This is a genomic window from Pseudomonas sp. R32 (assembly GCF_009866705.1).
GTDB classification, from domain to species: domain Bacteria; phylum Pseudomonadota; class Gammaproteobacteria; order Pseudomonadales; family Pseudomonadaceae; genus Aquipseudomonas; species Aquipseudomonas donghuensis.
This window is the reverse complement of sequence record NZ_CP019396.1, coordinates 3,447,652-3,472,678: the sequence shown is the minus strand read 5'-3', so window position 1 is coordinate 3,472,678 and position 25,027 is coordinate 3,447,652. Positions and strand designations below refer to the sequence as shown.

Annotated in this window: 25 protein-coding genes and 1 pseudogene; 17 read left to right on the top strand and 9 right to left on the bottom strand. The window is 63.5% G+C overall.

Annotated features, from left to right (window positions below):
• The first annotated feature begins 11 nt into the window (after window positions 1–11).
• Entirely contained in the window at window positions 12–227 is a 216-nt protein-coding gene (locus tag PspR32_RS16170; protein WP_010227092.1) for a TOBE domain-containing protein, read from the top strand.
• On the opposite strand, the pseudogene PspR32_RS16165 reads toward PspR32_RS16170, so the two are convergent.
• The 3 genes and pseudogenes from PspR32_RS16165 to PspR32_RS16160 form a co-directional block, all read right to left on the bottom strand.
• Window positions 222–443, bottom strand: a pseudogene (locus PspR32_RS16165) (helix-turn-helix transcriptional regulator); the annotation flags it as partial. The gene PspR32_RS16170 and the pseudogene PspR32_RS16165 overlap by 6 nt on opposite strands.
• Before the next feature lie 100 nt (window positions 444–543).
• Window positions 544–669, bottom strand: a complete 126-nt coding sequence (locus PspR32_RS26485) for a hypothetical protein (RefSeq protein WP_257792416.1) — start codon at window positions 667–669, stop codon at window positions 544–546.
• Between the two features lie 131 nt (window positions 670–800).
• Window positions 801–2,222 carry a purine-cytosine permease family protein gene (locus PspR32_RS16160; protein WP_010227090.1) on the bottom strand — a complete coding sequence of 474 codons (1,422 nt, stop codon included), beginning with the start codon at window positions 2,220–2,222 and terminating at the stop codon, window positions 801–803.
• 212 nt (window positions 2,223–2,434) lie between these two features.
• On the opposite strand from PspR32_RS16160, the gene PspR32_RS16155 reads away from it, so the two are divergent.
• The 5 genes from PspR32_RS16155 (at window position 2,435) to PspR32_RS16135 (ending at window position 9,576) form a co-directional block, all read left to right on the top strand.
• Window positions 2,435–3,322, top strand: coding sequence for an EamA family transporter (locus PspR32_RS16155; RefSeq protein ID WP_036996208.1), 888 nt, complete (start codon window positions 2,435–2,437; stop codon window positions 3,320–3,322).
• Window positions 3,323–3,456: 134 nt separating this feature from the next.
• Window positions 3,457–3,942: a DUF2165 family protein gene (locus PspR32_RS16150; RefSeq protein WP_036996206.1), complete on the top strand. Its 486-nt coding sequence runs from the start codon at window positions 3,457–3,459 to the stop codon at window positions 3,940–3,942.
• Window positions 3,943–3,966: 24 nt separating this feature from the next.
• A complete protein-coding gene (locus PspR32_RS16145; protein WP_159388874.1) occupies window positions 3,967–5,064 on the top strand; it encodes an efflux RND transporter periplasmic adaptor subunit in 1,098 nt (365 codons plus the stop codon).
• Window positions 5,065–5,086: 22 nt separating this feature from the next.
• Window positions 5,087–8,170: a MexW/MexI family multidrug efflux RND transporter permease subunit gene (locus PspR32_RS16140; protein WP_010227082.1), complete on the top strand. Its 3,084-nt coding sequence runs from the start codon at window positions 5,087–5,089 to the stop codon at window positions 8,168–8,170.
• Complete coding sequence (locus tag PspR32_RS16135; protein ID WP_159388873.1) at window positions 8,167–9,576, top strand: efflux transporter outer membrane subunit; 1,410 nt, start codon at window positions 8,167–8,169, stop codon at window positions 9,574–9,576. The genes PspR32_RS16140 and PspR32_RS16135 overlap by 4 nt, the downstream gene beginning before the upstream one ends.
• A 449-nt stretch (window positions 9,577–10,025) precedes the next feature.
• Here the strand turns inward: PspR32_RS16135 and PspR32_RS16130 are convergent, their stop codons facing one another.
• Window positions 10,026–10,763, bottom strand: coding sequence for a nitroreductase family protein (locus PspR32_RS16130; RefSeq protein ID WP_010226769.1), 738 nt, complete (start codon window positions 10,761–10,763; stop codon window positions 10,026–10,028).
• Between the two features lie 30 nt (window positions 10,764–10,793).
• A complete protein-coding gene (locus PspR32_RS16125; protein WP_036996200.1) occupies window positions 10,794–11,453 on the bottom strand; it encodes a helix-turn-helix transcriptional regulator in 660 nt (219 codons plus the stop codon).
• Between the two features lie 309 nt (window positions 11,454–11,762).
• Between PspR32_RS16125 and PspR32_RS16120 the strand changes: the two genes are divergently transcribed.
• The 6 genes from PspR32_RS16120 to PspR32_RS16095 all read left to right on the top strand — a co-directional run bounded on the left by PspR32_RS16120 (window position 11,763) and on the right by PspR32_RS16095 (window position 17,813).
• Window positions 11,763–12,806 (top strand): methyltransferase, encoded by a 1,044-nt coding sequence (locus PspR32_RS16120; RefSeq protein WP_159388872.1) that lies wholly within the window; start codon window positions 11,763–11,765, stop codon window positions 12,804–12,806.
• The gene (locus PspR32_RS16115) at window positions 12,806–13,696 is read left to right on the top strand and encodes a VOC family protein (protein WP_010226775.1); all 891 of its coding nucleotides are present in this window, start codon (window positions 12,806–12,808) and stop codon (window positions 13,694–13,696) included. The genes PspR32_RS16120 and PspR32_RS16115 overlap by 1 nt, the downstream gene beginning before the upstream one ends.
• 81 nt (window positions 13,697–13,777) lie before the next feature.
• Window positions 13,778–14,788 carry a formylglycine-generating enzyme family protein gene (locus PspR32_RS16110; protein WP_159388871.1) on the top strand — a complete coding sequence of 337 codons (1,011 nt, stop codon included), beginning with the start codon at window positions 13,778–13,780 and terminating at the stop codon, window positions 14,786–14,788.
• Window positions 14,789–14,817: 29 nt separating this feature from the next.
• Window positions 14,818–15,414, top strand: a complete 597-nt coding sequence (gene ribA / locus PspR32_RS16105) for a GTP cyclohydrolase II RibA (RefSeq protein WP_010226778.1) — start codon at window positions 14,818–14,820, stop codon at window positions 15,412–15,414.
• Window positions 15,415–15,443: 29 nt separating this feature from the next.
• Window positions 15,444–17,135, top strand: coding sequence for a WD40 repeat domain-containing protein (locus PspR32_RS16100; protein WP_159388870.1), 1,692 nt, complete (start codon window positions 15,444–15,446; stop codon window positions 17,133–17,135).
• Between the two features lie 18 nt (window positions 17,136–17,153).
• The gene (locus tag PspR32_RS16095; protein ID WP_010226782.1) at window positions 17,154–17,813 is read left to right on the top strand and encodes an SAM-dependent methyltransferase; all 660 of its coding nucleotides are present in this window, start codon (window positions 17,154–17,156) and stop codon (window positions 17,811–17,813) included.
• A 48-nt stretch (window positions 17,814–17,861) separates the two neighbouring features.
• Here PspR32_RS16095 and PspR32_RS16090 read toward each other — a convergent pair whose 3' ends face one another.
• Window positions 17,862–18,590, bottom strand: a complete 729-nt coding sequence (locus tag PspR32_RS16090; RefSeq protein ID WP_036996196.1) for a class I SAM-dependent methyltransferase — start codon at window positions 18,588–18,590, stop codon at window positions 17,862–17,864.
• 34 nt (window positions 18,591–18,624) lie between these two features.
• Complete coding sequence (locus PspR32_RS16085; RefSeq protein ID WP_159388869.1) at window positions 18,625–20,052, bottom strand: MFS transporter; 1,428 nt, start codon at window positions 20,050–20,052, stop codon at window positions 18,625–18,627.
• Window positions 20,053–20,236: 184 nt separating this feature from the next.
• Here PspR32_RS16085 and PspR32_RS16080 point away from each other — a divergent pair, with 184 nt between their 5' ends.
• The 3 genes from PspR32_RS16080 (at window position 20,237) to PspR32_RS16070 (ending at window position 21,359) form a co-directional block, all read left to right on the top strand.
• Window positions 20,237–20,557 (top strand): YbjQ family protein, encoded by a 321-nt coding sequence (locus tag PspR32_RS16080; RefSeq protein WP_010226788.1) that lies wholly within the window; start codon window positions 20,237–20,239, stop codon window positions 20,555–20,557.
• 175 nt (window positions 20,558–20,732) lie between these two features.
• Complete coding sequence (locus PspR32_RS16075; RefSeq protein ID WP_010226790.1) at window positions 20,733–20,918, top strand: hypothetical protein; 186 nt, start codon at window positions 20,733–20,735, stop codon at window positions 20,916–20,918.
• Between the two features lie 138 nt (window positions 20,919–21,056).
• The gene (locus tag PspR32_RS16070; protein WP_010226792.1) at window positions 21,057–21,359 is read left to right on the top strand and encodes a hypothetical protein; all 303 of its coding nucleotides are present in this window, start codon (window positions 21,057–21,059) and stop codon (window positions 21,357–21,359) included.
• On the opposite strand, the gene PspR32_RS16065 is transcribed toward PspR32_RS16070, so the two are convergent.
• Window positions 21,350–21,772 (bottom strand): group II truncated hemoglobin, encoded by a 423-nt coding sequence (locus PspR32_RS16065; RefSeq protein ID WP_036996192.1) that lies wholly within the window; start codon window positions 21,770–21,772, stop codon window positions 21,350–21,352. The two genes, PspR32_RS16070 and PspR32_RS16065, sit on opposite strands and share 10 nt — an antisense overlap.
• Window positions 21,773–22,207: 435 nt before the next feature.
• On the opposite strand from PspR32_RS16065, the gene PspR32_RS16060 reads away from it, so the two are divergent.
• A complete protein-coding gene (locus PspR32_RS16060) occupies window positions 22,208–22,357 on the top strand; it encodes a hypothetical protein (RefSeq protein ID WP_158491194.1) in 150 nt (49 codons plus the stop codon).
• A 371-nt stretch (window positions 22,358–22,728) separates the two neighbouring features.
• Here the strand turns inward: PspR32_RS16060 and PspR32_RS16055 are convergent, their stop codons facing one another.
• Window positions 22,729–23,061, bottom strand: a complete 333-nt coding sequence (locus PspR32_RS16055; protein ID WP_010226796.1) for a hypothetical protein — start codon at window positions 23,059–23,061, stop codon at window positions 22,729–22,731.
• 362 nt (window positions 23,062–23,423) lie between these two features.
• Here PspR32_RS16055 and PspR32_RS16050 point away from each other — a divergent pair, with 362 nt between their 5' ends.
• A complete protein-coding gene (locus tag PspR32_RS16050; RefSeq protein ID WP_026001537.1) occupies window positions 23,424–24,914 on the top strand; it encodes a DASS family sodium-coupled anion symporter in 1,491 nt (496 codons plus the stop codon).
• The last annotated feature ends 113 nt before the right edge of the window (window positions 24,915–25,027 follow it).

Below are 25,027 nucleotides of genomic sequence, written 5' to 3'. Positions count from 1 at the left end.
GGAAGCAGCGCATGACCATCAAGGCGATCAACGTACGCAATCAGTTCAAAGGCACGGTCAAGGAGATCATCGAAGGCCCGGTGGTATCGGAAATCGATGTGCAGACCTCCGCAGGCATCGTCACCTCGGTGATCACCACCCGCTCGGTGCACGAGCTGGAACTGCGGGTCGGCAGCGAAGTGATTGCCTTCGTCAAATCCACCGAGGTATCGATCGCCAAGCTATGAGGCCTTGCCCGCCAGCTGAAAGCGACACACCTGACCACCACGCAGCATGCATTCCAGGTGCTGCACATCCCCGCCACCCAGGCTGTCGATCAGCGCCAGGTCGAGCTCACAGACTTCAGGGTGAGCCTCGGCCAGCTGATGGAACACGCAGTTGTGGGCGATGATCTGCGCCGGGCCCCCGGAGCGGAAAAATACCTGGGATTCGTAGCCGACTTCCTTCATCTCATCGATGCTCATGTCCGTAGCCCGATAGAGCAGGGCGGTGAGCAACGCCTGTTGGGTGTGGCCAAGGCCTTCGAACATCAGTCGACCTCGCTCAGAACTTGTCCGGGAACTGCTTGACCAGCGCCGCCGTCAAGGCATCGGCAAGGCTGAGGATATGCTCGCGCATGTGCTGCCAGCAGGGTATTGAGTGTCGCTTCTGGCAGGTAGGGGTTGGCACTGGCAAGGAACTTGGCCAGGGCCTTGGCGTTGTTGCTCAGATCGGTTACAGCATACAAATATGTTGTTATTGCCCGGGCTGCCAAATGGTCGCTGCCCGCCGACGGGCGGTGGGCAGCGGTTCCGGCCGGCTCAGCTTTTGGCCGCTTCCGGCAGGATCATGTGGCTAGGCGCTTGCGCCGCCTTGCCGCGTGCCACGCAGTAATACAGCACGCTCGGCACCACCAGGCCGATGATCCACGACAGGTCGACACCGCCCAGGTGGGCAACCATCGGGCCGGTGTAGAGCTTGGTGGAAATGAACGGCATCTGCACCAGCACGCCGACGGTGTAGACGATGATGCCCGGCAGGTTCCAGCGCCCGTAGCGGCCGTTGGGGTCGGCCAGCGCCGGCACGTCGTAGCGTTCCTTGGTGATGAAGTAGTAGTCCACCAGGTTGACCGCGCTCCAGGGGACGAAGAAGGTCAGCAGGAACAGGATGAACGACTTGAACGCCGCCAGGAACGAATGCTGGCCGAGCAGGGCGATCAGGGTCGAGGCACCGACAATGGCCAGGACGAAGAACAGACGCTGGCGGCGCGTCACTTCGATGTGCCCGCGAAAGCCACTGATGATGGTGGCGATGCACATGAAGCTGCCGTAGGAGTTGAGGGTGGAGATGGTCACCTTGCCGAAGGCGATGCTGAAGTACAGCAGCGCGGCGGTCGCGCCGGTACCGCCCAGGCCGACGATGTAGGCCACTTCACGGCCGGAGAACTGGCCGTTGGCAATGGCCGCAGCGAACACCCCGAGCACCATCGATGCCTGGGCGCCGACCACCGAACCCAGGCCTGCGGCGAGGAAGGTCTTGAACGATGAGGTGTTGCTCGGCAGGTAGCGCGAGTAGTCGGCGACATACGGGCCGAAGGAGATCTGCCAGGACGCCGACAGCGACACCGCGAGCAGGAACGAGGCCCAGGTGAAGTGGCGGTTTTCCAGGAGCTGGCCGATGTCGCTGATGACCATGATGCGGCTGAACAGGTAGACGAAGGCGATGATCCCCAACACGCTGGCGACCCGGCCGATCCAGTGGATCATGCGGTAGCCGAACACCGTGGCGAGGACGATGACCCCGGCGAAGATCAGGATGCCGGCACTGTCGCTGACGCTGAGCAACTGGCCGATGGCCTGGCCCGAGAGCACGGTGCCGGTGGCGGTGAAGCCCAGGTACATCAGGCACACCAGGGCAATCGGGATGGCCGCGCCATACACGCCGAACTGCACGCGGCTGGAGATCATCTGCGGCAGGCCGAGTTTCGGCCCCTGGGCGGCGTGCAGGGCCATGACCGCGCCGCCGACCAGTTGGCCGAGCAGCAGGCCGATCAGCGACCAGAACACATCGCCGCCGAGCACCACGGCCAGGGCCCCGGTGACGATTGCGGTGATCTGCAGGTTGGCGCCCAGCCACAGGGTGAACTGGCTGTACAGGCGTCCGTGTCGTTCGTTTTCCGGGATGTAGTCGATCGAGCGGCGCTCGATCAGGGGCTTGCTGCGCGAGGCATTGGCCTGGGTCATTGCTCGGGATCTCCGCCTATTGTTGTGTTGTCGCGGTCGGGTCGCCAGTCGATCGCAAGTGGGCGACTGAAACAGATATGAGCATGTATATACAAATACGGTCAAGTGAAGGTGTCGGCTTTGATGCACCCATCCGTCGCGATAGGTGGGTGCGATGATTTCGGGCATAAGGTTATGCTGTTGCGAAATATTACAAAGCCGGTGAGGGAACAATGCCATTAAAGGACTTGCTGTTGGCGCTGGTGGTGATCGTCGCCTGGGGCGTCAACTTCGTGGTCATCAAGGTTGGCCTCGATGGCCTGCCGCCGATGTTGCTGGGGGCCTTGCGCTTTGCCCTGGTGGCGTTTCCGGCGGTGCTGCTGGTCAAGCGCCCGCAATTGCCCTGGCGCTGGCTGATCGCCTATGGCGCGACCATTTCCCTGGGCCAGTTCGCCTTTCTGTTCGAGGCCATGGGTAACGGCATGCCGCCGGGCCTGGCGTCGCTGGTGCTGCAATCCCAGGCGTTCTTCACCCTGTTTTTTGCCGCGATCTTTCTCGGCGAGCGGCTGCGCGCGGCCAGCGTGCTGGGCTTGCTGGTGGCCGCCGGCGGCCTGACCCTGATCGGCAGCGAGAACGGCGCCAGCGTGCCGTTTTTCGCCTTGCTGCTGACCCTGTGCGCCGCGTCGATGTGGGCCATGGGCAATATCATCACCCGGCGTTTCGGCAACATCGATCTGGTGGCTCTGGTGATTTGGGGTGGGCTGGTGCCGCCGCTGCCGTTCCTGGCCCTGTCCTGGTGGCTGGAAGGTCCCGAGCTGATTGAACGCTCGCTGCGCGGCATTGGCTGGAGCTCGATTTTGTCGCTGGCGTACCTGGCTTTTGTAGCCACCATGCTGGGCTACAGCCTGTGGAGCCACCTGCTGTCGCGTTACCCGGCGGGCAAGGTGGCGCCGTTCTCGCTGCTGGTGCCGGTGGTGGGCCTGAGTTCCTCGGCGCTGCTGCTGGATGAGCGCCTGACACCGCTGCAAGGCTGGGGTGCGTTACTGGTGATGGCCGGGCTGTTGGTCAACGTTTTCGGCCCGCGCTTGCGCCAGCGAATGCTGGCCCGGTTGGCCGATTAGGGCAAAGCATGACCGCCGACAATGTTTGCTCGGCGCAGGGTGGTTAGCGTCTTGTGGGTTGTGCATTGGAAGGCACGGCTCTAATATCCAAGTGTTTTCTTGTGTTATTGCGCTCAACCACCACGGACGTACAAATGGATTTGCATACTTCCCTCTGGCTGTTCCAGGCCGTTCAGGCCATTGGCCTGAGCCTCTGGCTCTGCATCGCGGTACTCAACAACCTGCAGGCGTTTCGCGCCTCTCTCGGTGCGGTCGGCGCGACCATGGCGATGGCGCCGCTGCGCCAGGCACCGACCATCGACTTCCCGCTGTTGTCCCGGGCCCTGCATTCCACGGCTGCACATCGAATCGCCCTGGTGGTCGTGCTGGTGCTGCAGGTCGCGGCGGCAGCCACTGCCCTGATCGGCAGCTACGCCCTGCTGATCGGCGCGGGGCTTGAGGCGGCGCGGCCCTGGCTGAACCTGGCGCTGAGCGCGTTTCTCGGTTTTACCTTCGCCATGCTGCTAGGCGGCCTGTGGTTCGGTTACTGGATTCGCCAGGAGGGGTTGCAACTGACCCATCTGGTACTGGTGCTCTGGGCCTTGCTGGCCTTCGTGGTGTTCAACGTGCAGTGGGCCTGAGGCCAGCCTCACAGGGAGTGGTGGATGAACAGCAAGAATCTCGCGCTTGGTACGCTGCTGGCGGGTGCCGCCCTGGCGGTGCTGGTGGTCTGGCAACAGGCGCACACCGCACAGGCCTCGGCACCGGCGCCGCGGACGCTGGTCAAGGTGGCACTGGGCACCGTGCAGCGCGGTCCGGCCAATGGTTTTTTCGCCGGGGTCGGCGAGCTTGAGGCGGCGCGCCAGGTGCTGGTCTCGGCCGAAATCGGCGGGCGGGTGACACGCATCAACTTCGTCTCCGGGCAGAAGGTGCGCCGTGGCGACGTACTGCTGACCCTCAACGATGCCCCCGAGCAGGCCGAGCGCATTCGCCTGCAGGCGCAACTGCACAACGCCCGGATCAACCACCGCCGGGTGCGCGACCTGGTCGCGGAAAACGCCGCCACCCAGGAGCAGCTCGACAACGCCCTGGCCGCACGCGACATGGCCAGCGGCGAGCTGGCGCACACCGAGGCGGTGATCGCGCAGAAGACCATCCGCGCGCCATTCGACGGCGTGCTGGGCATTCGCAAGGTCAACCAGGGGCAGTACCTGAATGTCGGCGATGCGATCGTCAGCCTGATCGACACCCGCACCCTGTATGTGAACTTCTCCCTCGACGAGCAGTTGAGCATCCACCTCAAGCCCGGGCAGGCGGTCGACGTGTTGCTCGACGCCTATCCCGAGCGAACCTTTGCGGCGCGCATCAGTGCCATCGACCCACTGATCGACCGTTCGCGCACGGTACAGGTGCAGGCGACCCTGGATAACGCCGATGCGCTGCTCAAGGCCGGCATGTATGCCAGCGTCAAGGTTGCCGACCCGCAGGTGGCCGAGGTGCTCAGCCTGCCGGAAACCGCGGTGACCTATACCGCCTACGGCGACACGGTGTTTCTTGCCCGCCATGACGAGCAGCAGCAGGCGCTGGTGGTGCAGCGGGTGCCGGTGAAGATCGGCGAACGCCAGGATGGCCGGGTGATCATCCTTGAAGGGCTGCGGGAGGCCGACCAGGTGGTGACCTCCGGGCAGCTCAAGCTCAGTGACGGGGTCGCGGTCGAAGCCACCGAAGACACCCTGCAAGCCCCGGCGCTGTCCGGCTCCTGACCGATTGCCCAGAGACCCTTAGATGAAATTCACCGATCTGTTCGTGCGTCGGCCGGTGCTGGCGCTGGTGGTCAGCATCCTCATCCTGCTGCTGGGCATCCTCTCCCTGCGCCAGCTACCGATCCGCCAGTACCCGATGCTGGAGAGCTCGACCATCACCGTCACCACCGAATACCCCGGCGCCTCGGCCGAGCTGATGCAGGGCTTCGTCACCCAGCCGATTGCCCAGGCGGTGTCGTCGGTCGAGGGCATCGATTACCTGTCGTCGTCCTCGGTGCAGGGCCGCAGCCTGGTCACTGTGCGCATGGAGCTCAACCGCGACTCCACCCAGGCGCTGACCGAGGTGATGGCCAAGGTCAACCAGGTGCGTTTTCGCCTGCCCGAGCAAGCCTATGACCCGGTGATCGAACGCTCGTCCGGCGAGTCGACGGCGGTGGCCTATATCGGCTTTGCCAGCAACAGCCTGTCGACCCCGGCGATGACTGACTACCTGGCGCGGGTGGTCGAGCCGATCCTGACCACCATCGACGGTGTGGCCAAGGTCCAGGTATTTGGCGGCCAGACCCTGTCGATGCGCCTGTGGATCGACCCGGCGCGCCTGGCCGCGCGCGGCCTGACTGCCGCGGATGTAGCCGAGGCGGTCAGGCGCAACAACTACCAGGCGGCGCCCGGCAAGGTCAAAGGCCAGTTCGTGGTCTCCAATATCCGCGTCAATACCGACTTGACCAGCGTCGGCGAATTTCGCGAGCTGGTGATCCGCAACGACGGCAATGGCCTGGTGCGCATCAAGGATGTCGGCACTGTCGAGCTGGGCGCCGCCTCGGTGGAAACCAGCGCCTCCATGGACGGCGTGCGCGCCGTGCACCTGGGCCTGTTCCCGACCCCCGGCGGCAACCCGCTGGTGATCGTCGACGGCATCCGCAAGGTGCTGCCGGACATCCGCAAGACCCTGCCGCCGGACGTCAAGGCCGAGCTTGCGTTCGAAACCGCGCGCTTCATCCAGGCCTCCATCGACGAAGTGAGCAAGACCTTGCTCGAAGCGCTGCTGATCGTGGTCATCGTCATCTACCTGTGCCTGGGGTCGCTGCGCACTGTGCTGATCCCGGTGGTAACCATTCCGTTGTCGATGCTCGGTGCGGCGGCGCTGATGCTGATGTTCGGCTTCAGCCTCAACCTGTTGACCTTGCTGGCCATGGTCCTCGCCGTCGGCCTGGTGGTGGACGATGCCATCGTCGTGGTCGAGAACGTCCACCGTCATATCGAAGAGGGCAAGACCCCGGTGGCCGCGGCCCTGGTGGGGGCGCGGGAAGTGGCCGGGCCGGTGATCGCCATGACCATCACCCTGGCTGCGGTGTATGCACCGATCGGCATGATGGGCGGCTTGACCGGTGCGTTGTTTCGCGAGTTCGCCCTGACCCTGGCCGGAGCGGTGGTGGTGTCCGGTGTGGTCGCCTTGACCCTGTCGCCGGTGATGAGCTCGTTCCTGTTGCAGGCCAAGCAATCCGAAGGGCGCATGGCCCATGCCGCCAACCGTTTTTTCGACGCCCTGGCCAGACGCTACAGCCGGGCGCTGGAATTCTCCCTGGCGCGGCGCTGGCTGAGCGCCGGGTTTGCCTTGCTGGTGCTGCTCAGTTTGCCCTGGCTGTACGGCCTGCCTCAGCGCGAGCTGGCGCCGACCGAAGACCAGGCCGGGCTGCTGACCGCGATCAAGGCACCGCAGCACGCCAACCTCGAATACGTCGAGCGCTTCGCCGACAAGCTCGACCAGGTCTACAAGCGTCTGCCAGAAACGGTCAGCACCTGGATCATCAACGGCAGCGACGGCCTCGCCTCGGGCATCGGCGGTATCAACCTGTCGCTGTGGGACGAGCGCGAGCGTACCGCCTCGCAGATTCAGGTCGACCTGCAGGCGGCGGTCAACGATGTCGAAGGCACCAGCATCTTCGCCTTCCAGTTGCCGGCCTTGCCGGGTTCCACCGGCGGCTTGCCGGTGCAACTGGTGCTGCGCAGCTCCCAGGACTACCAGGTGCTGTACCAGACCATGCAGGAGATCAAGCAAAAGGCCCGGGACAGCGGCTTGTTCGCCGTGGTCGACAGCGACCTGGACTACAACAACCCGGTGGTTCAGGTGCGCGTCGATCGGGCCAAGGCCAACAGCTTGGGCATTCGCATGCAGGACATCGGCGAGTCGTTGGCGGTGCTGGTGGGCGAGAACTACTTGAACCGCTTCGGCCTTGAAGGGCGTTCCTACGATGTCATCGCCCAGAGCCCGCGTAGCCAGCGCCTGACCGCGCAAACCCTGACCCGCCAGTACGTGCGCAGCGAAGACGGCACGTTGGTGCCATTGTCGACCGTGGTGCAGGTGTCCGAGCAGGTCGAGCCGAACAAGCTGACCCAGTTCAACCAGCAGAACGCCGCCACCTTCCAGGGCATCCCGGCGGCCGGAGTGACCCTGGGTGATGCGGTGGCATTTCTCGATCAGGTGGCAGCGTCGCTGCCGGCCGGCTTCAGCTACGACTGGCAATCGGATGCACGCCAGTACACCCAGGAGGGCAGTGCGCTGATGCTGGCGTTCCTGGCCGCGGTGATCGTCATCTACCTGGTGCTGGCGGCGCAGTATGAGAGCCTGGTCGACCCGCTGATCATTCTGATCACCGTGCCGCTGTCGATCAGTGGTGCGTTGATCCCGCTGGCGCTGGGCTATGCGACGGTGAACATCTACACCCAGATCGGCCTGGTGACCTTGATCGGCCTGATCAGCAAGCACGGTATCCTCATGGTCGAATTCGCCAACACCCTGCAGGAACACGAGCAGCTCGACCGCGCGGCGGCGATCAGCAAGGCGGCGCAGATTCGCCTGCGGCCGATCCTGATGACCACCGCGGCCATGGTGGTCGGCCTGATCCCTTTGCTGTTCGCCTCCGGTGCCGGTGCCAACAGCCGCTTTGGCCTGGGGTTGGTGATTGTCTGCGGGATGTTGATCGGCACCTTGTTCACCCTGTTCGTGCTGCCCACGGTGTACAGCCTGCTGGCGCGCAAACACGCAATCGCCGCGAGTACACCGCGTGCGGTGTCCCTGGCTGATGCGCTGAGGAGCGAAGGATGAACAGAGTGAACCTGGCCCTGGCCTGTGTGATTTCGAGCCTGGCCCTGGCGGGCTGCAAGGTCGGCCCCGACTATGCAAAGGCAACCCCTGCGCCCATCCCCTTGAGCACGCCGCAACAGCAGCAGTTCGCCCAGCAGGCGCAACTGCCGGCGCAGTGGTGGTCGTTCTTTGAGGACCCGCAGCTGAACCGCCTGGTCGACACCGCGCTCCAGCACAACCACGATATCCGCCAGGCCCAGGCCAACCTGCTGGCGGCGCGGGCGCTGTTCGATGACCGGCGCCTGGACCAGTACCCGGGCGTTACCGCACGCAGCGGCTTCAGCCAGAGCCTTGAGCAGCAGCAACCGGCCGATGGCAGCGACCCGCAGCGCATGTTCTCGCGCAGTTATCGCGCAGGGTTTGACGTGCAATGGGAGATCGACCTGTTCGGCCGCTTGCAACGCCTGACCGCCGCTGCCGAGGCGCGCTCGGAGGCGGCGCGCGCCGACCTTGAACAGATGCGCCTGAGCATCGCCGCCGAAGTCGCCCGCGCCTACTACCAGCAGCAGGGTTTGCACCGCAGCCTGGAAGTGGCGCAGGCCCAGGTCGAGGCCTGGCGCGAAACCCTGAAACTCACCAGTGCCCAGGTGCGTGCCGGCAGCGGTCAGTACGAGGACGAGCAGAACGCCCATGCCAATCTGCTGCTCAGCGAAGCGGCGGTGCCGCCATTGCAGGCATCGATCCAGGAGGCCGGGTACCGCCTCGATGTGCTCACCGGGCGCGCGCCGGGCCTTGCCGAGGCGCCAGGGCAAGCACGCTTTCTGCCACCGCTGGCGCGACAACTGCCCTTGGGCGATGTCAACGCGCTGATCAACAACCGCCCGGATGTTGCCAGTGCCGAGCGGCAACTGGCAGCCAGCAGCGAAGACGTTGGCGTGGCCACCGCCGAGCTGTACCCGCGCCTGGACCTGGGCGGGTTTATCGGCTTCTTCGCCTTGCGCAGTGGCGACCTGGGCAGTGCCGCGCGCGCTTATGAGCTGGCGCCGACAGTCACCTGGCCGGCGTTGCGCCTGGGTAACGCCAAGGCTCGCTTGCGTGCTGCGCAGGCGCAAGCGCAAGGGGCGCAGGCGCGCTATGAGCAGTCACTGTTGCTGGCCCGCGAAGAAGTGGAAAACGCCGTCACGCGCCTGGCGCGCAACCAGACCCGCCTTGGTGCGTTGATGCAATCGGCGGCGCATGGCGCCGATGCCATCGACATCGCCTCCAAGCGCTATCGGCGAGGGGCGGGTACCTACATGGCGGTGCTGGAAAACCAGCGCGCGTTCTTCTTGATCAAGCGTGAAGTGGCAGAGGCAGAGACCGCTTCGTACCTGAATGCGATTGCGCTGTACAAGGCGCTGGGCTGGGGGAGTGGCGCGGTGCAGTGATCGGCTCATCGCGGGTCCGGCGTACAGCGATCGATTGTGGGAGCTGGCTTGCCAGCGATGAGGCCGGCCCAGTCAGTACTTCAGTGTTGCCTGACTTGCGACCGCTGCGCGCTCGATCGCCGGCAAGACCGGCTCCCACAGGTTTGGCGTACAGAGGTTCATTGTGGGAGCTGGCTTGCCAGCGATGAGGCCGGTACAGCCAGCACATCAGTGTTGCTTGGATTACGAACGCTTCGCGCTCGATCGCCGGCAAGTCCGGCTCCCACAGGTTTGGCGTACAGCGATCCATTGTGGGAGCTGGCTTGCCAGCGATGAGGCCGGTCCAGCCAGCACATCAGTGTTGCCTGAATTGCGACCGCTGCGCGCTCGATCGCCGGCAAGGCCGGCTCCCACAGGTCCGGGGTAAAGAGGTTCTTTGTGGGAGCGGGCTTGACCCGCGATGGGGTCGTTCAGTCTGCCGCCAACCCATTGGCCAGCAACTGCGCCTTGAGCTGCGGCCGGTAATTGCGCGCATAACAGCGGCCGATAGTGCTCGACCAGTTCTGCCCCTCGACTCGCCCGGCGAGCTGCCAGTGTTCCATCAGGGCCGCATCGTAAGCCTCGATTGCCGCCGGCAATGCCTGGGCGTCATAGCGCTCGTCATGACGAAACGAAGCCAACGGCAAGCGCGGTTTTTGCAGCGCCGGCTGCTGCACGTAACCCAGCGCAACCCCGCACAGGGCAAAGGACTTTTCCGGCAGGCCAAGCAGCTCGATCATGCCGCTGGCATTGGCGCGAATGCCGCCCACCGGCACCACGCCCAAGCCCAGTGAACGCGCAGCCGTCATCAGCGTCGAGAGGATGATGCCGCCATCGGTGCAAGCGGCAACCATGCCTTCCAGGTGCTGGTGAATGCACTGCTGGTCACCGCTCAGGCGCGCCGCCAGTGCGGTCTTGTAGAAGTCCACCACCAGGGTGATGAACACCGGTGCCGCGGCAATCCACGGTTGCCCGCCGGCGAGCTCGGCGATCTGGCGGCGGCGCTCGGCATCGCGCACCACCACGGTGGAAATGTGCTGGGCGTTGAACGAGCTCGGTGCCTGGTGGGCGGCCTGGAGGATGGCGTCGAGCAGGCTGTCGCTGATCGGCCGGTCCTGGAAACTGCGCTCGCTGCGATGGCTGGCGAGCAGCTCGATGGTCGGGTTCATGCTGGCCTCATTCCTTAAGGACTTATGAATTCACTGCGCGGGCGCCGTCCTCGGCAAGACCCGGTACACGCAGCGTCGGTCACCTGATATCAGATGTTCACAGCGCTCGACAAGCGCCTGTTCACCCAGCACCGACTGGAAGATCTGCAGCTCCGAGCGGCAAAACCCTTGGCATCGTGACGCCGCGGCACAGATCGGGCAGTGGTTTTCGATGATCAGCCAGCCGTTGTCGCTTGCGACCATTTCCGCCATGTAGCCAGCCCGTTCGCGCAGCTGCACCAGGGTCCGCACCTTGTCTTCGAGTGTTTCGGCCGGGCTGCAGGCCTGCAGGTATTCGCTGCGGTTGGCGTTTTCCATGCGGGTGATGAGTTGATCGACCCCCTCATGGCCGAACACCTGCTCGACCGTCTCGATCAGCTGCAGGGTCAGCACGCTGTGGGCGTCGGGGAAGCGCCGCTGTGCAGCGTCGGTCAGGGTCCACTTCTGCGAAGGGCGGCCAGCGCCTTTGGCCGGGGCGCTGATGCCGATGATCAGCTCGGCGGCCTGCAGCTTCTGGATCTGCTGGCGCGCGGCTTCGAAGGTGATCTCCAGCAGGCTGGCAAGGTCGGTGGTTTTCAGCGCGCCACGGGTCTTGAGTAAAAACAGGATACGGTCGGCGGTGGAGTTGGCGTCGGCGGCAGGTGCAATCATCGTGTGCAGATAACCATGCGAATAGGCGTTAACGGTCGACCTGTGGCGCCATCCATTGCGCAGGTAACGAGCTCGATCATAGCCCGTTTTAGCACTGCACCGATTATTTGTAAAAGGTATTAGCTACAAAGTTTAAAGCTCAAAAAAATATAAAAGTTCGAATTTGTGTTTTCCCCGGCAGCGACTAGCCTGAGATCTTAGTCTGCGTCCGTGGCAGCAGTGAGCACCGCCAATGGCCAGAACTTGCCGTGCAGGCAGGCCGTGGGCTTGGAGCATTTAGGGAATGAAACTCAACAGGGAAGTGAGTGTATGAATGCGCAAAAACCGGTGACCATCTATGAGCACGCCGAAGAGGCCAATACCCTCGACGGTGTGTTCGACCTAGTGAAACTCTCCGACCAGTATCGCCAGTCGGCCATCCTCCACGCGGCAGTCGCGCACAAGGTCTTCGACCATACCCGCCAGCCGGTCAAGGCCGAGGTGGTCAGCCTGGCGCTGGGCTGGGTGGCCAACAAAGGCAAGATCTTCCTCAATGCCCTGGTTGCCATGGGCCTGCTGCAAAAAACCGACAAAGGCTTTGTCAACCAGCCGTTGAGCGAGCGCTTCCTGGTCAGCAGCAGCGGCGAATTCATCGGCCCGATCATTGCCCACCAGCGCCTGCAATGGCAGAACTGGCCGCGCCTGGGGGAAATTCTCAGCACCACCCAATCGCTGGATTTCCAGCAGGAAAACCGCTTCAAGCATGACCTCGCTGCCCGTGATGCCTTCAACGATGCCATGGTCCGCTTCAGTCAGCCAATGGTCGATGTGCTGCGTGAGCTGTCAGTCTTTGACCAGGCGAACAAGGTCATCGACCTGGCCGGCGGCCATGGCACCTACATCGCCGAGATCGCCCGTCGCCACCCGCAGGTCAGCGGTGAGATCTGGGACCTGGACGCCACCCGCCAGGCCGCCCAGAGCACCATCGGCAAGTATCCGCTCGAGCAGCGCCTGAGCTTCAAGGAGCGCAACCTGCTCGACCTTGCGCGTTATCAGGACGCGCGCGCCGATGTGGTGATGCTCAACGACTGCCTGCATTACTTCACCCGCGAGCAGACCACTGCGCTGATCAAGGGTGCCAGTCAGTTGCTGGAAAACAACGGCGCCTTGCTGATCCTCAGCATGACCCTGGACGAAGACGAGATCCACCCGGCGCTGTCGGCGGATTTCTCCCTGCACATGATGGTCAACACGGTGAATGGCGAACTGCATCCGACCCGCTGGCTGGCAAAACAGATGCAGGACCAGGGCCTGAGCGTCGACCAGGAGCCGATTGGCCGCTATACCCTGCTGGTCGGACGGAGGGCCAACTGATGCTCAAGTTCATCGTTCTGCACTCGGCCAACCCGGACGGCCGTACCTTGACCCTGATCGGTGAGCTGGGCCAGGTGGCCAGCGCCGCCGGTTTCGAACTGCACGCCACGGCGCAACTGGCTCGCCAAGGCGAGGCCGATGGCCTGATCGTGCTGCTGGCTGGCGAACAGGAGGCGGCATTGGGCGCACAGCTCAAGGCGGCCGAGGCCCTCTACCGCAATACGGCGGTGACCCTGGTACGCCTGGCCGACGGCCAGGGCAGGGTGCCTGGCGCAGACGCCATCAATCACCAGTTGTTGCAGGCTGCGGTGTGCTTCGTCTATCCCTATGGCCTGACCCAACTGGATAAGCCGCTGGCCAGCGAAGCGTTGAAAAGCTGGCTTGCGGGGTATGCCAAGTTCACCGCCGCGGTAAAGATGTGGCGTGCCCTGGAAGGGGTATCGCTCGATGCTGCGGCGCTGGCCCGCCAGCAGCCGCAGCTCAATCACATCAACATCCTGGCTCGCGACCTGCAGGTGTCTCAGGCCTTCTACCGCGACATCTTCGGCGCACGCTACTGCTACAACCTTGGCCCGCGCAAAGTGGTGATGGAACTCAACGGCTTTGACTTCTTCATCGAGCAGAGCGCCGAGTTCAACTACCCGCCGGGTTATCACATCGGCATTCGCGCCTTGCCCGAAGACGTCAAGCGCATCGCCGAGCGGGTCACGGCCAATGGTTCGATCAAGCTGGTCAAAGGCAATGGCCCGGCGCCGGGCTATCACCATGGCCCGGACAACGTACGCAGCGCCGTGTACTTCGAAGACCCCGATGGCCTGGTGGTCGAAGTCTATAGCGCCGAAATCGAGATGATCGAAACCAACCGCCGACTGCTGCTCGACCAGCTCTGAGGCTAGCCCTGGGTACTGCGTTGTGGGCCGAACCAGGTTCGGCCCCGGCGTGGGCGTCGTTACTCAATACAAGGTGCAAGGATGAACAGTCTCAAGGATCGGCATTGGCCGCGGCTTCCCAGCCCGCTGCCCAAAGATGTCACTGACCGGGTGCTGATGGGCTACCCCGAGCATTACCGTGAATACCCGCTGGTGGAACAGGTGGGCATGGCCATCCGGGCGCTGCTCGATACCCCGGTCGAGCAGCTGCTGGCCCAGCTGCAAAGCGCAGATACGCCGCTGTACCAGCGCATTGGCGCGGGTGAAGTGCTGGGGTTGCGCGGTGACCCGCGCATAGATGTATTCAACCCGCAGATGATCGATATTCCGGGCGCTACCGTGCAGATCGGCCTTGCGCCAGAGCGGGTGGGTGAAGTCCTCGATGCGTTCGACGGGCTAGGCCTGGACCGCAGCTGGATCGAGAAGGAAACCCCGCTGCACAGCGTTCAGCTGGACCGCTATCGCATCGCCCGCTTTGCCGTGACCAACAGCGAGTACCGGGCGTTTTTGCTCGACACCGGCCACCCCTCGCTGCCCAGTAGCTGGGCCTTTGGCCGCTACCCGCAGCAGCGCGCCAACCACCCGGTGTACAGCGTCAGCGACAGCGACGCCGATGCCTATGCGCAGTGGTTGAGCCAGCGCACCGGCCGGCGCTTCAGCCTGCCGACCGAAGCCCAGTGGGAGCATGCCGCAGCCGGGCCCCAGCGCCTGCAGTTTCCCTGGGGCGAACAATTTCACGCCGAATATGCCAACACCATCGAACTGGGTTACCTGGACAGCACCCCGGTGGGGGTGTTCCCCGAGGGCGCCTCGGTGTTCGGCGTGCTGGACATGGCCGGCAATGTCGAGGAGTACGTCGCCGATGACTATCGGCCTTACCCCGGCGGCCCGCAGATCAACGACGACCTGGTGCTGGATGTCGGTCGTCACCGAATCGCCCGTGGTGGCAGCTTCACGCGCTTTCGCGACCTGGCGCGCAACCCTCGGCGACATGGGCGCTACCCACGACCGATCTATGTCATGGGCTTTCGCCTGGTAGAAAACAACAACTGAGTTATCTGTCAATCGTGCGAGGTTTGATCATGAACAACGACGTTTCGCTGCACACCAAGGTGCCGATCTCGATCCTCGGTGGTTCGGTCGACGCTCATTTCTTCGGCTTCAAGGGCTTCGACAAGCACAACGAACATTTTGCCGTCGGCATCAACCTGGACAAGGCCCAGGTGCCGCTGGTGCGGGTGCATTCCGAATGCATCACCGGCGATGTGTTCGGCTCCCAGCGCTGCGATTGCGGCCCGCAATTGCAGGAGGCGCTGAACACCTTGAACGTGCAGGGCGGTTACCTGATCTACCTGCGCCAGGAGGGGCGCGGCATCGGCCTGTATTCCAAGTTCGAGACCTACCTGCTGCAGGACCGCGGCCTGGACACCTACGAAGCCAACCTTGAGCTCAACCATCCCGCCGATTCGCGCAGCTTCGCCCCAGCGGCGCAGATGCTCAAGGCGTTGAATGTGCACCGCTGCCGGCTGCTGACCAACAATCCGGACAAGGTCCAGCAGTTGCGCGAAGGTGGCATCGAGGTCATCGACCAGGTGCCGACCGGGGTGTTCCTGACCCGGCACAACCGTAACTACCTGCTGTCGAAAGTGGCCAAGTCCAGCCACTCGATCAAGCTCTGATTGTTCTCTGAAGAAAAAAGGATTTTTCGATGAAACACATTGGCCCCATCAGCGGCATCGCCGCCCATGCAGCAGAGTTCGTCGCCACCGCAGGCTACGACAACCAGGTCATTTTGTGGAATGCCCGCACCGGTTTGCCCATTCACCGTGTGCACCACGATCATCTGGCCAATCAATGCGCTTTCAGTGCCGACGGCAAGCACCTGGTCAGCGCCAGCAGCGATTACACCGCGCGTATCTGGGAAGTCCCGAGCATGCGCCTCAAGGCGGTGCTGTCCGGCCACCAGGACGACGTCGAGATGGCGGTGTTCTCGCCCGACGGCACGTTGGTCGCCACCTGCTCGCGTGACCACGTGCTGCGCATTTTCGATGTGCACGGCAACCTCAAGGGCAGTTTCCACGGCCACCAGGCCGACGTGATTTCGGTGGTCTGGTCGCCGGACGGCAAACGCCTGATTTCCAGCAGCGACGACGGCACCGTGCGCCAATGGGACACCGCCAGCTTCAGCCAGTGCGATGAAGTGGACATCGGTGGCGTCGAGACCGACACCATCGCCATCACCCGTTCCGGTGTGGTGTTCGCCGGCGACGATGAAGGGCGCATCTCGATCATCGGCCAGGGCCAGGTGCGCAGCGTTGCCGCCCACGACGCCGGGATCAAGCGCATTGTCTGGAACGACGACAAGCAACTGCTGGTGACCCTCAGCTACGACCGCTCGGCGATCCTCTGGCGCTTCGATGCCCAGCACAACCTCAGCAAGCTGCGCAGCACTGCATTGCCGAGTATCATCTGGCCGCGCAGCTGCGCCTTTGTCGGTGAAGAAGAACTGGTGTTCGCCACCTTCGGCTCGCGCTATGCCACCTGGAACTACGAGCGCGACCAGTGGAGTGTCGAGGGTATCCAACCCGCGGTCAGCATCAACGCCGTGGTCAGTGCCCAGGGCCAGCAGTACAGCATCGGCGATGCCGGCTTGCTGTTTCGCGACAACAAACCGGTGACCGGGGTCGGCAGCCTGTGCAACTTCCTCCAGCCGTTCGGGCCGTTGCTGCTGACCGGCGGGCAGATGGGCCAGGTGTTCGATGCGCTTACCGGGCACCTGCTGTACCAGCACCGCTCACCATTGAACTGCGGTACCACCTTTACCAAGGATGGCGTGCTTCACGCCCTGATCGGCACCTACACCGGCGAAGGCCTGGTGTTCATCCTCGACGGTCGTGACGGCCTTAAACTAGTGGCTTCGATCGCCATGCACGAAAACGCCATCAAAGGCGTTGCCGCCAACGACCGCTACCTGTTCAGCGTTTGCGCCTCGGCCGATGCCGCGCTGCACCGTATCGACGATTTCAGCTGCGCCCGCCATATCGACAACGCCCATTCGCGCATCTCCAATGGTTGCTGCCAGATCGCGGGCGGCTTTGCCAGTATCGGCCGCGACCTCAAGTTGCGCCTGTGGCTGGAGAGCGGTGACGAGGTGTACGACTCGCCGCACCAGCATTCGATCAAGTGCATCGGCGCTTCGGCCGACGGCGCGATCATCGCCACCGCCGCCTACAACGGCACGGTGGCCCTGTTCGACCTGGCCACACGCAGCTGGCAGCCGCTGCAACGGCCCACCGCCAGCGGCATTTCCTGCATCACCCACAGCGGTCAGCAGCATGATTTTCTGGCCAGCTCCTATGACGGCAACATCTATGGCATCGCCGCCCGGCGTGCTTCCTGAGTGCGAGGAGATCGGTCAATGAGCAAGCAGGCAGTGGATTTCATGGAGCTTTCGGCGTACCGCAAGGCCCTCGATACCTCGTTTGTGCACCGCTATAGCCATGGTGAAGACGAGTGGTCGTGGGACATCGGCATGGCCCGGGCGGCGCGGATATTCCTCGCGGCGCTGGGTGACAGGCCCGACCAGCGCATCCTCGATGTCGGCGTCGGGCGAGGCCGCGATGCGTCGGAGTTGATTCAGGCCGGGCACCGGGTTACCGGCCTGGACATCGTCGAGAACTCCAGCTGGCCGCTGTTGCGCAAGCGTTGGGGCGAACGCCTGGAGTTGCTCAACAGCGCCCTGCAGGACTGGCAGCCGGTGGACGGCCGGCAGTTCGACGCGGTGCTCGACAACGGTTGCTTCCACCATCAGCACCCCGATGAGTGGGATGCGTACCTGGCGCACATGCGCAGCCACGTGCGCCAGGGCGGCCTGATTGCGCTCAATGTGTTTGGCGTGGACAGCAGCAACCCGGTACCGGGCTGGCGCGAGATGGACAACCAGCGCCAGGGTTACTTCTTCACCGAGCAGGGTATTCGCGACACCCTTGAAAGCTACGGCTTGACCTGGCAGGAGCTGGTGGTGATCGAACGCCAGCATGGCGACGCCATGTACCTGCTGGCGCTGGTACGCAACTGAGTGGGAGCACGGCCGGGGCCTGAGGGTTTCAGGTCCCGGCCGTTTTACTTACTTCCTGCAGATCAGACCGATCTGCAGGCTGTTGCTTTCGAACGCGTCCCAGTAGCCCGGCTCCCGGGCCGCCCGGCGTTGCTTGCTGATCAACGGCGCAATCCACAGGCAGTCGCGCAAGCCTGCGGCTTTTGCCGCGTCTTCATACACCTCTTTACGCCAACGGTAGTAAGTGAAGTCGGCCGGCGGCGTGGACATGAACTGGGCTTTGCAGCGATAGCCGCCGTTGACGGCGCTTTCTTCCAGTACGCTGATGCCGTAGCGGGTGAAGTTGCCCTTGGCCAGGTCAAAGGCCGGGTTGGCGGTGTAGGCCACCAACTGGCCGCCGGGCTTGAGGTTCTGCGCCGCGGTGCTGAACATCCGCCCCAGTTCCTCGACGCTGCTGGCGTAGTTGAACAACCAGGCCGCGGTGACCTTGTCGTAGCTGCCGATGCGCCCCATTTGCGCCACGTCCCGTACTTCATAGGCGATACCGTCGTTGGCCTGGCGGGCCTGGTAGATCATGCTCGGCGAAATATCCACGCCGCGCACCTGAGCCGCGCCCCAGTCCTTGAGCTGGCGGCTGAAAAAACCGTGGCCACAGGCCAGGTCGAGAATCTCCAGGCGCTGCACGTTGCCGACCATGTAGCGGAAGGTATCGACTTCGACACCGCGCTGGCTGGCATGGCTGGTGAAGTCCTCGAACTGTTCACTGATGCGCTCGTACACCTGTTTGGCTTCTTTCATCGCTGCTCCTTGCATGGCAGGGGGACTCAACTCTTCAGGCCAGGGCCCGGGCCGGGCTACGGGTAAGGCGCCAGGTCAGCCGCAGGGCCAGCACCGGCGCCAGGGCAAACACGCCGAACAGCCAGGCCGAGGCCTGCTGCGCACCGGCGACGCCACCGGGCTCGACCAGCCCGGCGCTGTTGCTGACCAGCCCGGCCAGTGCGGCGGCCAGGGCAGTGGCGTACAGCTGTACGGTGGTGATCGAGGCCGAGGCGAGGTTCTCTTCGCCCGGGCGGGCGGCGCTGAGTATCCGGGTCAACAGGTGTGGCCAGCCCAGGCCGATCCCCAGGCCAACCCCGGCCAGGGCCAGGCAATACACAACCAGGCCCTGGGTCTGCGCCAGCCACCGCTGTTGCGGGGTCATCAGCGCCAGTGCCAGCAGGGCAACGAGAATAACCGCCGGGCCGAAGCGGATCATGCGTTCGGCGCCAGCGCCTGTTCGGCTGGCGCTGAACAACGCGGCAACGGTCCAGCCACCGGCCATGGCGGCGGTCATGTAGCCAGCTGCCAGCGGGCTCAGGCCGTGAATCTGCTGAAGGAAATAAGGAACGAAAATCTCCGTGGTGATCGCCGCGATGAGCAGGCACATGACCGCGTACAACCCACCCAGCGGTGTGCCCAGGGCGTAGGCGCCGGTGGGCAGCAGGCGTCGGCCGGGCTGGTGGTCCAGGCGTGCGATCAGCACGGCGATGGCCAGCCCCGCGCCGATACCGATCAGGTTCCAGAGCAGTTGCGTCGACAGGCTGGCGGCGGAAATCGCCAGCACCGACGCCACCAGGCAGGCGATCAGGCCATAGGGTGGACGGGATTGCGAACGGGCGGCGACCTGGTTGCGCAACTGGCTGATGACGATCAGCGCCAGCAGCGCCGCTACCGGCAACAGCGACCAGAACGCCCAGCGCCAATGACCGCCCTGGGCGAAGATGCCACCGACCGCCGGGCCGCACAGGGTCGCCACGCCCCACATGCCGGACACCAGAGCCATGGCCCGCGGCCACAGGCGTTCATCGAACACCAGGCGGATCAAGGCATAGCTCAGGGCAAACAGGATACCGCCGCCCAGGCCCTGGACACTGCGGCCGATCAGCAGCACCGGCATGCTTGGCGCTGCGGCGCAGATCACCGAGCCCAGGGCGAACACCGCCAACGCCAGGAGAAAGGCGGCGCGCGCACCCAGGCGTTCGATCAATTGCGCCGACAAGGTCGAGCCGATGATCGAGGTGGCGACGAACAGGGTGGTGCTCCAGGCATAAAACGCCAGGCCGCCGATGTCGGCAATCACGGTCGGCAGGATGGTGGTGACGATGTAGACGTTGATCGCGTGCAAGGCCACACCCCCGGCCAGGGCGATCGAGCGCAGGGCATTGCGCCCGTGCAGCAGTTCGGCCCATGAAGCGGGGGCAGGGGTGTGGGCGGTGTTCATGTGCGGCTCCTTCGCAGGCGGGGCGTTCAGTGGCTGAAAGTCTAGGTGCAGTCGCCCTATTACACAATTTATAACTTGTATAAATAGCCAGCGCGCCAGGCGCCGGTTTTGCTACCATCGCGTTTTTTACCGCCCGCGCACTGAAGCGCCGGGCGGCTGACAGGCAAGGCCGAAGGAGAGCAGCATGATCATCACCACCACAGGTACCATCGAAGGCCGGGAAATCGCCGCCTATCTGGATGTGGTCAGCGCCGAGTCGGTCCAGGGCATCAACGTGGTTCGCGATATTTTCGCCAGCTTTCGCGACTTTTTCGGTGGCCGTTCGCAAACCCTGGAGAGCGCCCTGAAAGAAGCACGCATCCAGGCCACCGACGAAATCCGCAGCCGCGCGCGCAGCCTGCAGGCCGATGCGGTGGTGGGCCTGGATTACGAAATCAGCATGCCGTCGGCACGCGGTGGCATGGTTGTGGTGTTTGTCACCGGCACCGCCGTAAAGCTCAAGTAAGCCTCTAAGTCACCCGAGGGGTGCGACAAAATAGCCCGGCCATTGGTCGGGCTTTTTTGTCTTCGCCTGTGTGGTCCGTAAATGACCGGCTAGTCTCAGAATCACCAGGGTCAGTGCTTTTCTGGGCAATCATCTGCTTGCCGGTACTGATCCGCTGTCGGAGGGAGACTGGGGCATGGTTGACTTATTCAATGAGGACAACGGCGACGCTTTTCCAATCAACAATCTAATCCGTTGCGGGCAGAGCGGCTATCGGCTGGGCTTTACCAACATGACGCAGGAAGACGCACAGGTGCGCCTGAACACGCTGCCGCGTAGCAAGAAGGGCAAATTCACCCCGCGCTTGCCCGCGAAGAAGTGATTGAATCGACCACCACCCCGCCCAACGGCGGGGTTTTTTTTGCATTGTTTGACCTCGCGCAAAGGTTGTGCGGCTCGTACTCGCCTGATTTCGGGTTGTGTGCCTTACTACTGCCGCCATCAATACAGGAGTCACTCGATGCGTATCAGGGAAGAAACTTACTGGAGCTGGGCCGACGCGCAACTGCATAGCCGCAGCCATGACGAACAGCTCAGTGACGGGACCAGTATCGACGTGCAGGTGAGGTTGTCGCGTACCGGTGCCACGCAATTGTTCCTCGGCATCTATACGTGCCAGGGCAATGCCCTGGTCGAGGAGTATTACGACAACCGTCCCGGCGAAACCATGACCCGCGCCATGGTCTGGGGTGTCGACCGGGCCCGGGCACTGGCTACCGGGGCGTTGCCGCTGGAGACGGTGGCGCTGCGCCTTCAGGCCTGAGGATGGCGGGCGCGGCTGGCCTGGACGATGCGCTGGGCCGGCACGCGCAGTTGGCGCAGCAGGTAGTCGGCAAATTCGTCGGGGTAATCCTGCAGTGCAATTGCCTGCTCCATGCAGCTCAACCAGATAGCGCTGTGGTGTTCATCGATCGGCCATTGGGCATGGAAGGCCGGGATGGCGATCGGGCCATAGCGTTCGCTGAACAGCCGCGGGCCACCGAGCCAGCCGCTGAGAAAGCAGGCCAGCTTGTCGCGTGAGGCATCGAGGTTGTCGGGGTGCATCTGGCGCACGGCCAGTGCCTCGGGGTTCTCATCCATCAACCGGTAGAACTCATCGACCAGGCGGCGCAGGCCGTCGATGCCACCGGCGGCTTGGTAGGACGCATCACCGGTTCCGAAAGCAGGGTGGGTCATAAGTGGGCTCTTCAGGTAAAAGCGCCATTCTAGCCAAGTCCCGGGGTGAATAAAAAATGCTGTTCATGGAGTCTTGGGGGCTATGGTCCTTGGGTTGGGTTGGGTTGGGTTGGGTTGGGTTGGGTTGGGTTGGGATGTTCAGGCTGCGAGCTTATCCGTTCGCTGTGGCGCCGCTGCCTGCCCCTTCCGCCTTTACGGCGGCCTACTTTTCTCTTGGGAAAAGGTAGGCAAAACCGCTTGCTCCTGCATACGGCCCTACGCTGCGCTTCGGGTCCCCTCGCTACGGCGCCCTCCGGGGCATCGCGGCCTACGACTTGCTGCGCCAAGTCTACGTCTCGCGTCTTCGGCTAACGCCGAAGGTGCTGCGCACTGCCCCTACAGGCACCTTCGCTCGGCCTCCTGAAGTCGCTTTTGGCGGCGCCTGGAATTACGTGCATGAACATCAAAATCAAGACCAAGCAAGTCGGTGCTCGCTTTGCCAGCGAGCTTGCCCCGCTCTGGCGTCAGCCTGGCTGCGCCAACATCTGCTTTCGCAGATACGCCCGTGCAGGCGCCGCCCGTAACTTCGCGACTTCAGGAGGCTGAGCGTAGGTGTCTGGAGGGGGCTGGTGCGCAGCACCCTTCGGCGTCAGCCGAAGTCGCGAGACGTAGACTTGGCGTAGCAAGTCGTAGGCCGCGGAGCCCCTGGAAGACACCGAAGCGAAGGGACCCGAAGCGCAGCGTAGGGCCGTATGCAGGAGCGAGCGGTTTTGCCTACTTTTCCCAAGAGAAAAGTAGGCCGCCGTAAAGGCGGAAGGGGCAGGCAGCGGCGCCACAGCGAACGGATAAGCTCGCAGCCTCAACATCCCAAGCCAAGGACCATAGCCCCCGGGACTCCATGAATAACCATAAAAAAAGCCCAATCCGCAGGGATTGGGCTCAAGCGTGGCTGGGGCTGTGCCGCACCCCAGCGACCCTTAGCAGAGGCGGTCGATTACCGCGACGCCCGGTTTGTTCTGCAGCGCAGCCCACTCGCTTTGCAGGGTCTGCAGAACCCGTCCGACGTACTGGGTGTCGGCGGCGGCCTTCTTGCCAACGTAGCCCTGGCCGCGACGGTACATCTTCAGGCGAGCCCGCATGTTCGGGTTGCATTGCTCGAACTGCGCTTCGTCGCTCAGGGTATCCAGGCTGTCCAGGCGAACTTCACCCGATTCGCAAACCCAGAGGATGTGGCTGTCGAGGGTGTCCTTGCGCGCGGCGAACAGCCGGGCCAGTTCCTCAACAGTCGGTTGATTGTTCAGATTCATCATAAAGCCCCCTTGACCATTCGTTGTTTGTTCGCACTTGGCGCATAACATGTAGCGTTAAATGAAAGCTGCTACAGCAGCGTCACAACTGGGGGCTTCTACACGCTGCCTTTTGGGCAGTACCCATCCGCACACAGCTCATGGATCTGTCGAGCTGCCTGGAACACCCTTGCCAGTACCCCCGATCGGGGAGACGGCCTCATCATGCAAGGGGCGATGAACGGCGTCAACAGGTTTTGTAGTGATTTTTTACACGCACTACATATTGTCCGACAATGCCTCGAATTCAGGGCATTGATACGCATCAGTCCGCGTTGAGGTGACTTGCAGGATCATGCCTGGACATGTTTTGCAGGGAGTCACCCATGAATTCAGCGGCCAATGCGCCTGTCTCTCCAACTGCCGGAACCCGCGTGCCTATTGGCCTGTTGGTCGGTATCGCGGCCCTTGCCGGGGTGCTGTTGCTGCCGATGCCCGCCGACTTGCCGGTGGCCGGCCACCGGGTGCTGGCAATCCTGGCCTTTGCCGTGGTGGTGTGGATCAGCGAAGCGGTGTCGTACGAAGCCAGTGCGATCATGATCACCTCGCTGATGGCGTTTTTGCTCGGCACTGCGCCGACGGTCGCCGACCCTTCGGTAATCTACGGCTCCTCGGCGGCAATCACCCTGGCCCTGACCGGGTTCTCCAACAGTGCCCTGGCCCTGGTGGTCGGGGCCTTGTTCATCGCCGCGGCCATGACCCACACCGGCCTTGACCGGCGCATCGCCCTGGTGACGCTCTCGAGCATCGGCGTCAGCACCCGGCGCATCCTCATCGGGGCGGTGGCGGTTACCGTGCTGCTCAGCCTGGTGGTGCCCAGCGCCACGGCGCGCAGTGCCTGCGTGGTGCCGATCATGATGGGGGTGATTGCCGCGTTCGGCGTGGATAAACGCTCCAACATCGCGGCCGGGATCATGATCATCGTCGCCCAGGGCACCAGCATCTGGAACATCGGTATCCAGACCGCTGCGGCGCAGAACCTGCTGACCGTCGGCTTCATGGACAAGATGCTCGGGGCGCGGGTGTCGTGGATCGACTGGCTGATTGCCGGTGCGCCGTGGGCGCTGATCATGTCGGTGGTGCTGATTGTCCTGGTACTGAAAATGCTGCCGCCCGAGAGCGAAGCGATACCCGGCGGCAAGGCGGCGGTGAACAAGACCTTGGCCGAGCTCGGGCCGATGACCGCTGCGCAGAAACGCCTGCTTGGCGTGTCACTGCTGTTGCTGCTGGCCTGGGCCACCGAGGGCAAGCTGCATCACTTCGATACCACCTCGACCACCTATGCCGGGTTGGTGATCCTGCTGCTGCCACGGCTCGGGGTCATGACCTGGAAAGACGTGCAGGCGCGCATTCCCTGGGGCACGGTGATTGTCTTTGGTGTCGGCATCAGCCTGGGCACTACCTTGCTCACCACCCAGGCCGGGCAATGGCTGGGCGCGCAGGTGGTGGCCCATACCGGGCTGGATCAACTGGGGACGCTGGGGGTGTTCTCGATTCTGGCGGCCTTCCTGATTCTGATCCACCTGGGCTTTGCCAGCGCCACCGCGCTGACCTCGGCACTGCTGCCGATCCTGATCGCCGTGCTGCAGACCCTGCCGGGTGACTTCAGCCGCCTGGGCATGACCATGGCCCTGGGCTTTGTGGTCAGCTACGGGTTTATCCTGCCGATCAACGCACCGCAGAACATGGTCTGCCTGGGCACCGAAACTTTCACCGCCAAGCAGTTTGCCCGGGTGGGGATCCTGGTGACCTTGATCGGCTATGGGCTGATGCTGGTGTTTGCCGCTACCTGGTGGCAGTGGTTGGGCTGGATGTAAAGGGCCAAGATTGCGACCGCTTCGCGCTCGATCGCTGGCAAGCCAGCTCCCACAGTTCCGGTGTACACAAATCTACTGTGGGAGCCGGCTTGCCGGCGATGGGTTGGCAGCAG

Coding starts and splice junctions, on each gene's coding strand:
- PspR32_RS16130 (WP_010226769.1), bottom strand. CDS start 10,763: ATGAACCCGACCATCGAGCTGCTCGCCAGCCATCGCAGCGAGCGCAGT.
- PspR32_RS16160 (WP_010227090.1), bottom strand. CDS start 2,222: ATGACCCAGGCCAATGCCTCGCGCAGCAAGCCCCTGATCGAGCGCCGC.
- PspR32_RS16170 (WP_010227092.1), top strand. CDS start 12: ATGACCATCAAGGCGATCAACGTACGCAATCAGTTCAAAGGCACGGTC.
- PspR32_RS16085 (WP_159388869.1), bottom strand. CDS start 20,052: ATGAACACCGCCCACACCCCTGCCCCCGCTTCATGGGCCGAACTGCTG.
- PspR32_RS16150 (WP_036996206.1), top strand. CDS start 3,457: ATGGATTTGCATACTTCCCTCTGGCTGTTCCAGGCCGTTCAGGCCATT.
- PspR32_RS16120 (WP_159388872.1), top strand. CDS start 11,763: ATGAATGCGCAAAAACCGGTGACCATCTATGAGCACGCCGAAGAGGCC.
- PspR32_RS16055 (WP_010226796.1), bottom strand. CDS start 23,061: ATGATGAATCTGAACAATCAACCGACTGTTGAGGAACTGGCCCGGCTG.
- PspR32_RS16115 (WP_010226775.1), top strand. CDS start 12,806: ATGCTCAAGTTCATCGTTCTGCACTCGGCCAACCCGGACGGCCGTACC.
- PspR32_RS16075 (WP_010226790.1), top strand. CDS start 20,733: ATGGTTGACTTATTCAATGAGGACAACGGCGACGCTTTTCCAATCAAC.
- PspR32_RS16095 (WP_010226782.1), top strand. CDS start 17,154: ATGAGCAAGCAGGCAGTGGATTTCATGGAGCTTTCGGCGTACCGCAAG.
- PspR32_RS16050 (WP_026001537.1), top strand. CDS start 23,424: ATGAATTCAGCGGCCAATGCGCCTGTCTCTCCAACTGCCGGAACCCGC.
- PspR32_RS16155 (WP_036996208.1), top strand. CDS start 2,435: ATGCCATTAAAGGACTTGCTGTTGGCGCTGGTGGTGATCGTCGCCTGG.
- PspR32_RS16060 (WP_158491194.1), top strand. CDS start 22,208: ATGAACATCAAAATCAAGACCAAGCAAGTCGGTGCTCGCTTTGCCAGC.
- ribA (WP_010226778.1), top strand. CDS start 14,818: ATGAACAACGACGTTTCGCTGCACACCAAGGTGCCGATCTCGATCCTC.
- PspR32_RS16135 (WP_159388873.1), top strand. CDS start 8,167: ATGAACAGAGTGAACCTGGCCCTGGCCTGTGTGATTTCGAGCCTGGCC.
- PspR32_RS16080 (WP_010226788.1), top strand. CDS start 20,237: ATGATCATCACCACCACAGGTACCATCGAAGGCCGGGAAATCGCCGCC.
- PspR32_RS16140 (WP_010227082.1), top strand. CDS start 5,087: ATGAAATTCACCGATCTGTTCGTGCGTCGGCCGGTGCTGGCGCTGGTG.
- PspR32_RS16145 (WP_159388874.1), top strand. CDS start 3,967: ATGAACAGCAAGAATCTCGCGCTTGGTACGCTGCTGGCGGGTGCCGCC.
- PspR32_RS16065 (WP_036996192.1), bottom strand. CDS start 21,772: ATGACCCACCCTGCTTTCGGAACCGGTGATGCGTCCTACCAAGCCGCC.
- PspR32_RS16090 (WP_036996196.1), bottom strand. CDS start 18,590: ATGAAAGAAGCCAAACAGGTGTACGAGCGCATCAGTGAACAGTTCGAG.
- PspR32_RS16100 (WP_159388870.1), top strand. CDS start 15,444: ATGAAACACATTGGCCCCATCAGCGGCATCGCCGCCCATGCAGCAGAG.
- PspR32_RS16110 (WP_159388871.1), top strand. CDS start 13,778: ATGAACAGTCTCAAGGATCGGCATTGGCCGCGGCTTCCCAGCCCGCTG.
- PspR32_RS16125 (WP_036996200.1), bottom strand. CDS start 11,453: ATGATTGCACCTGCCGCCGACGCCAACTCCACCGCCGACCGTATCCTG.
- PspR32_RS16070 (WP_010226792.1), top strand. CDS start 21,057: ATGCGTATCAGGGAAGAAACTTACTGGAGCTGGGCCGACGCGCAACTG.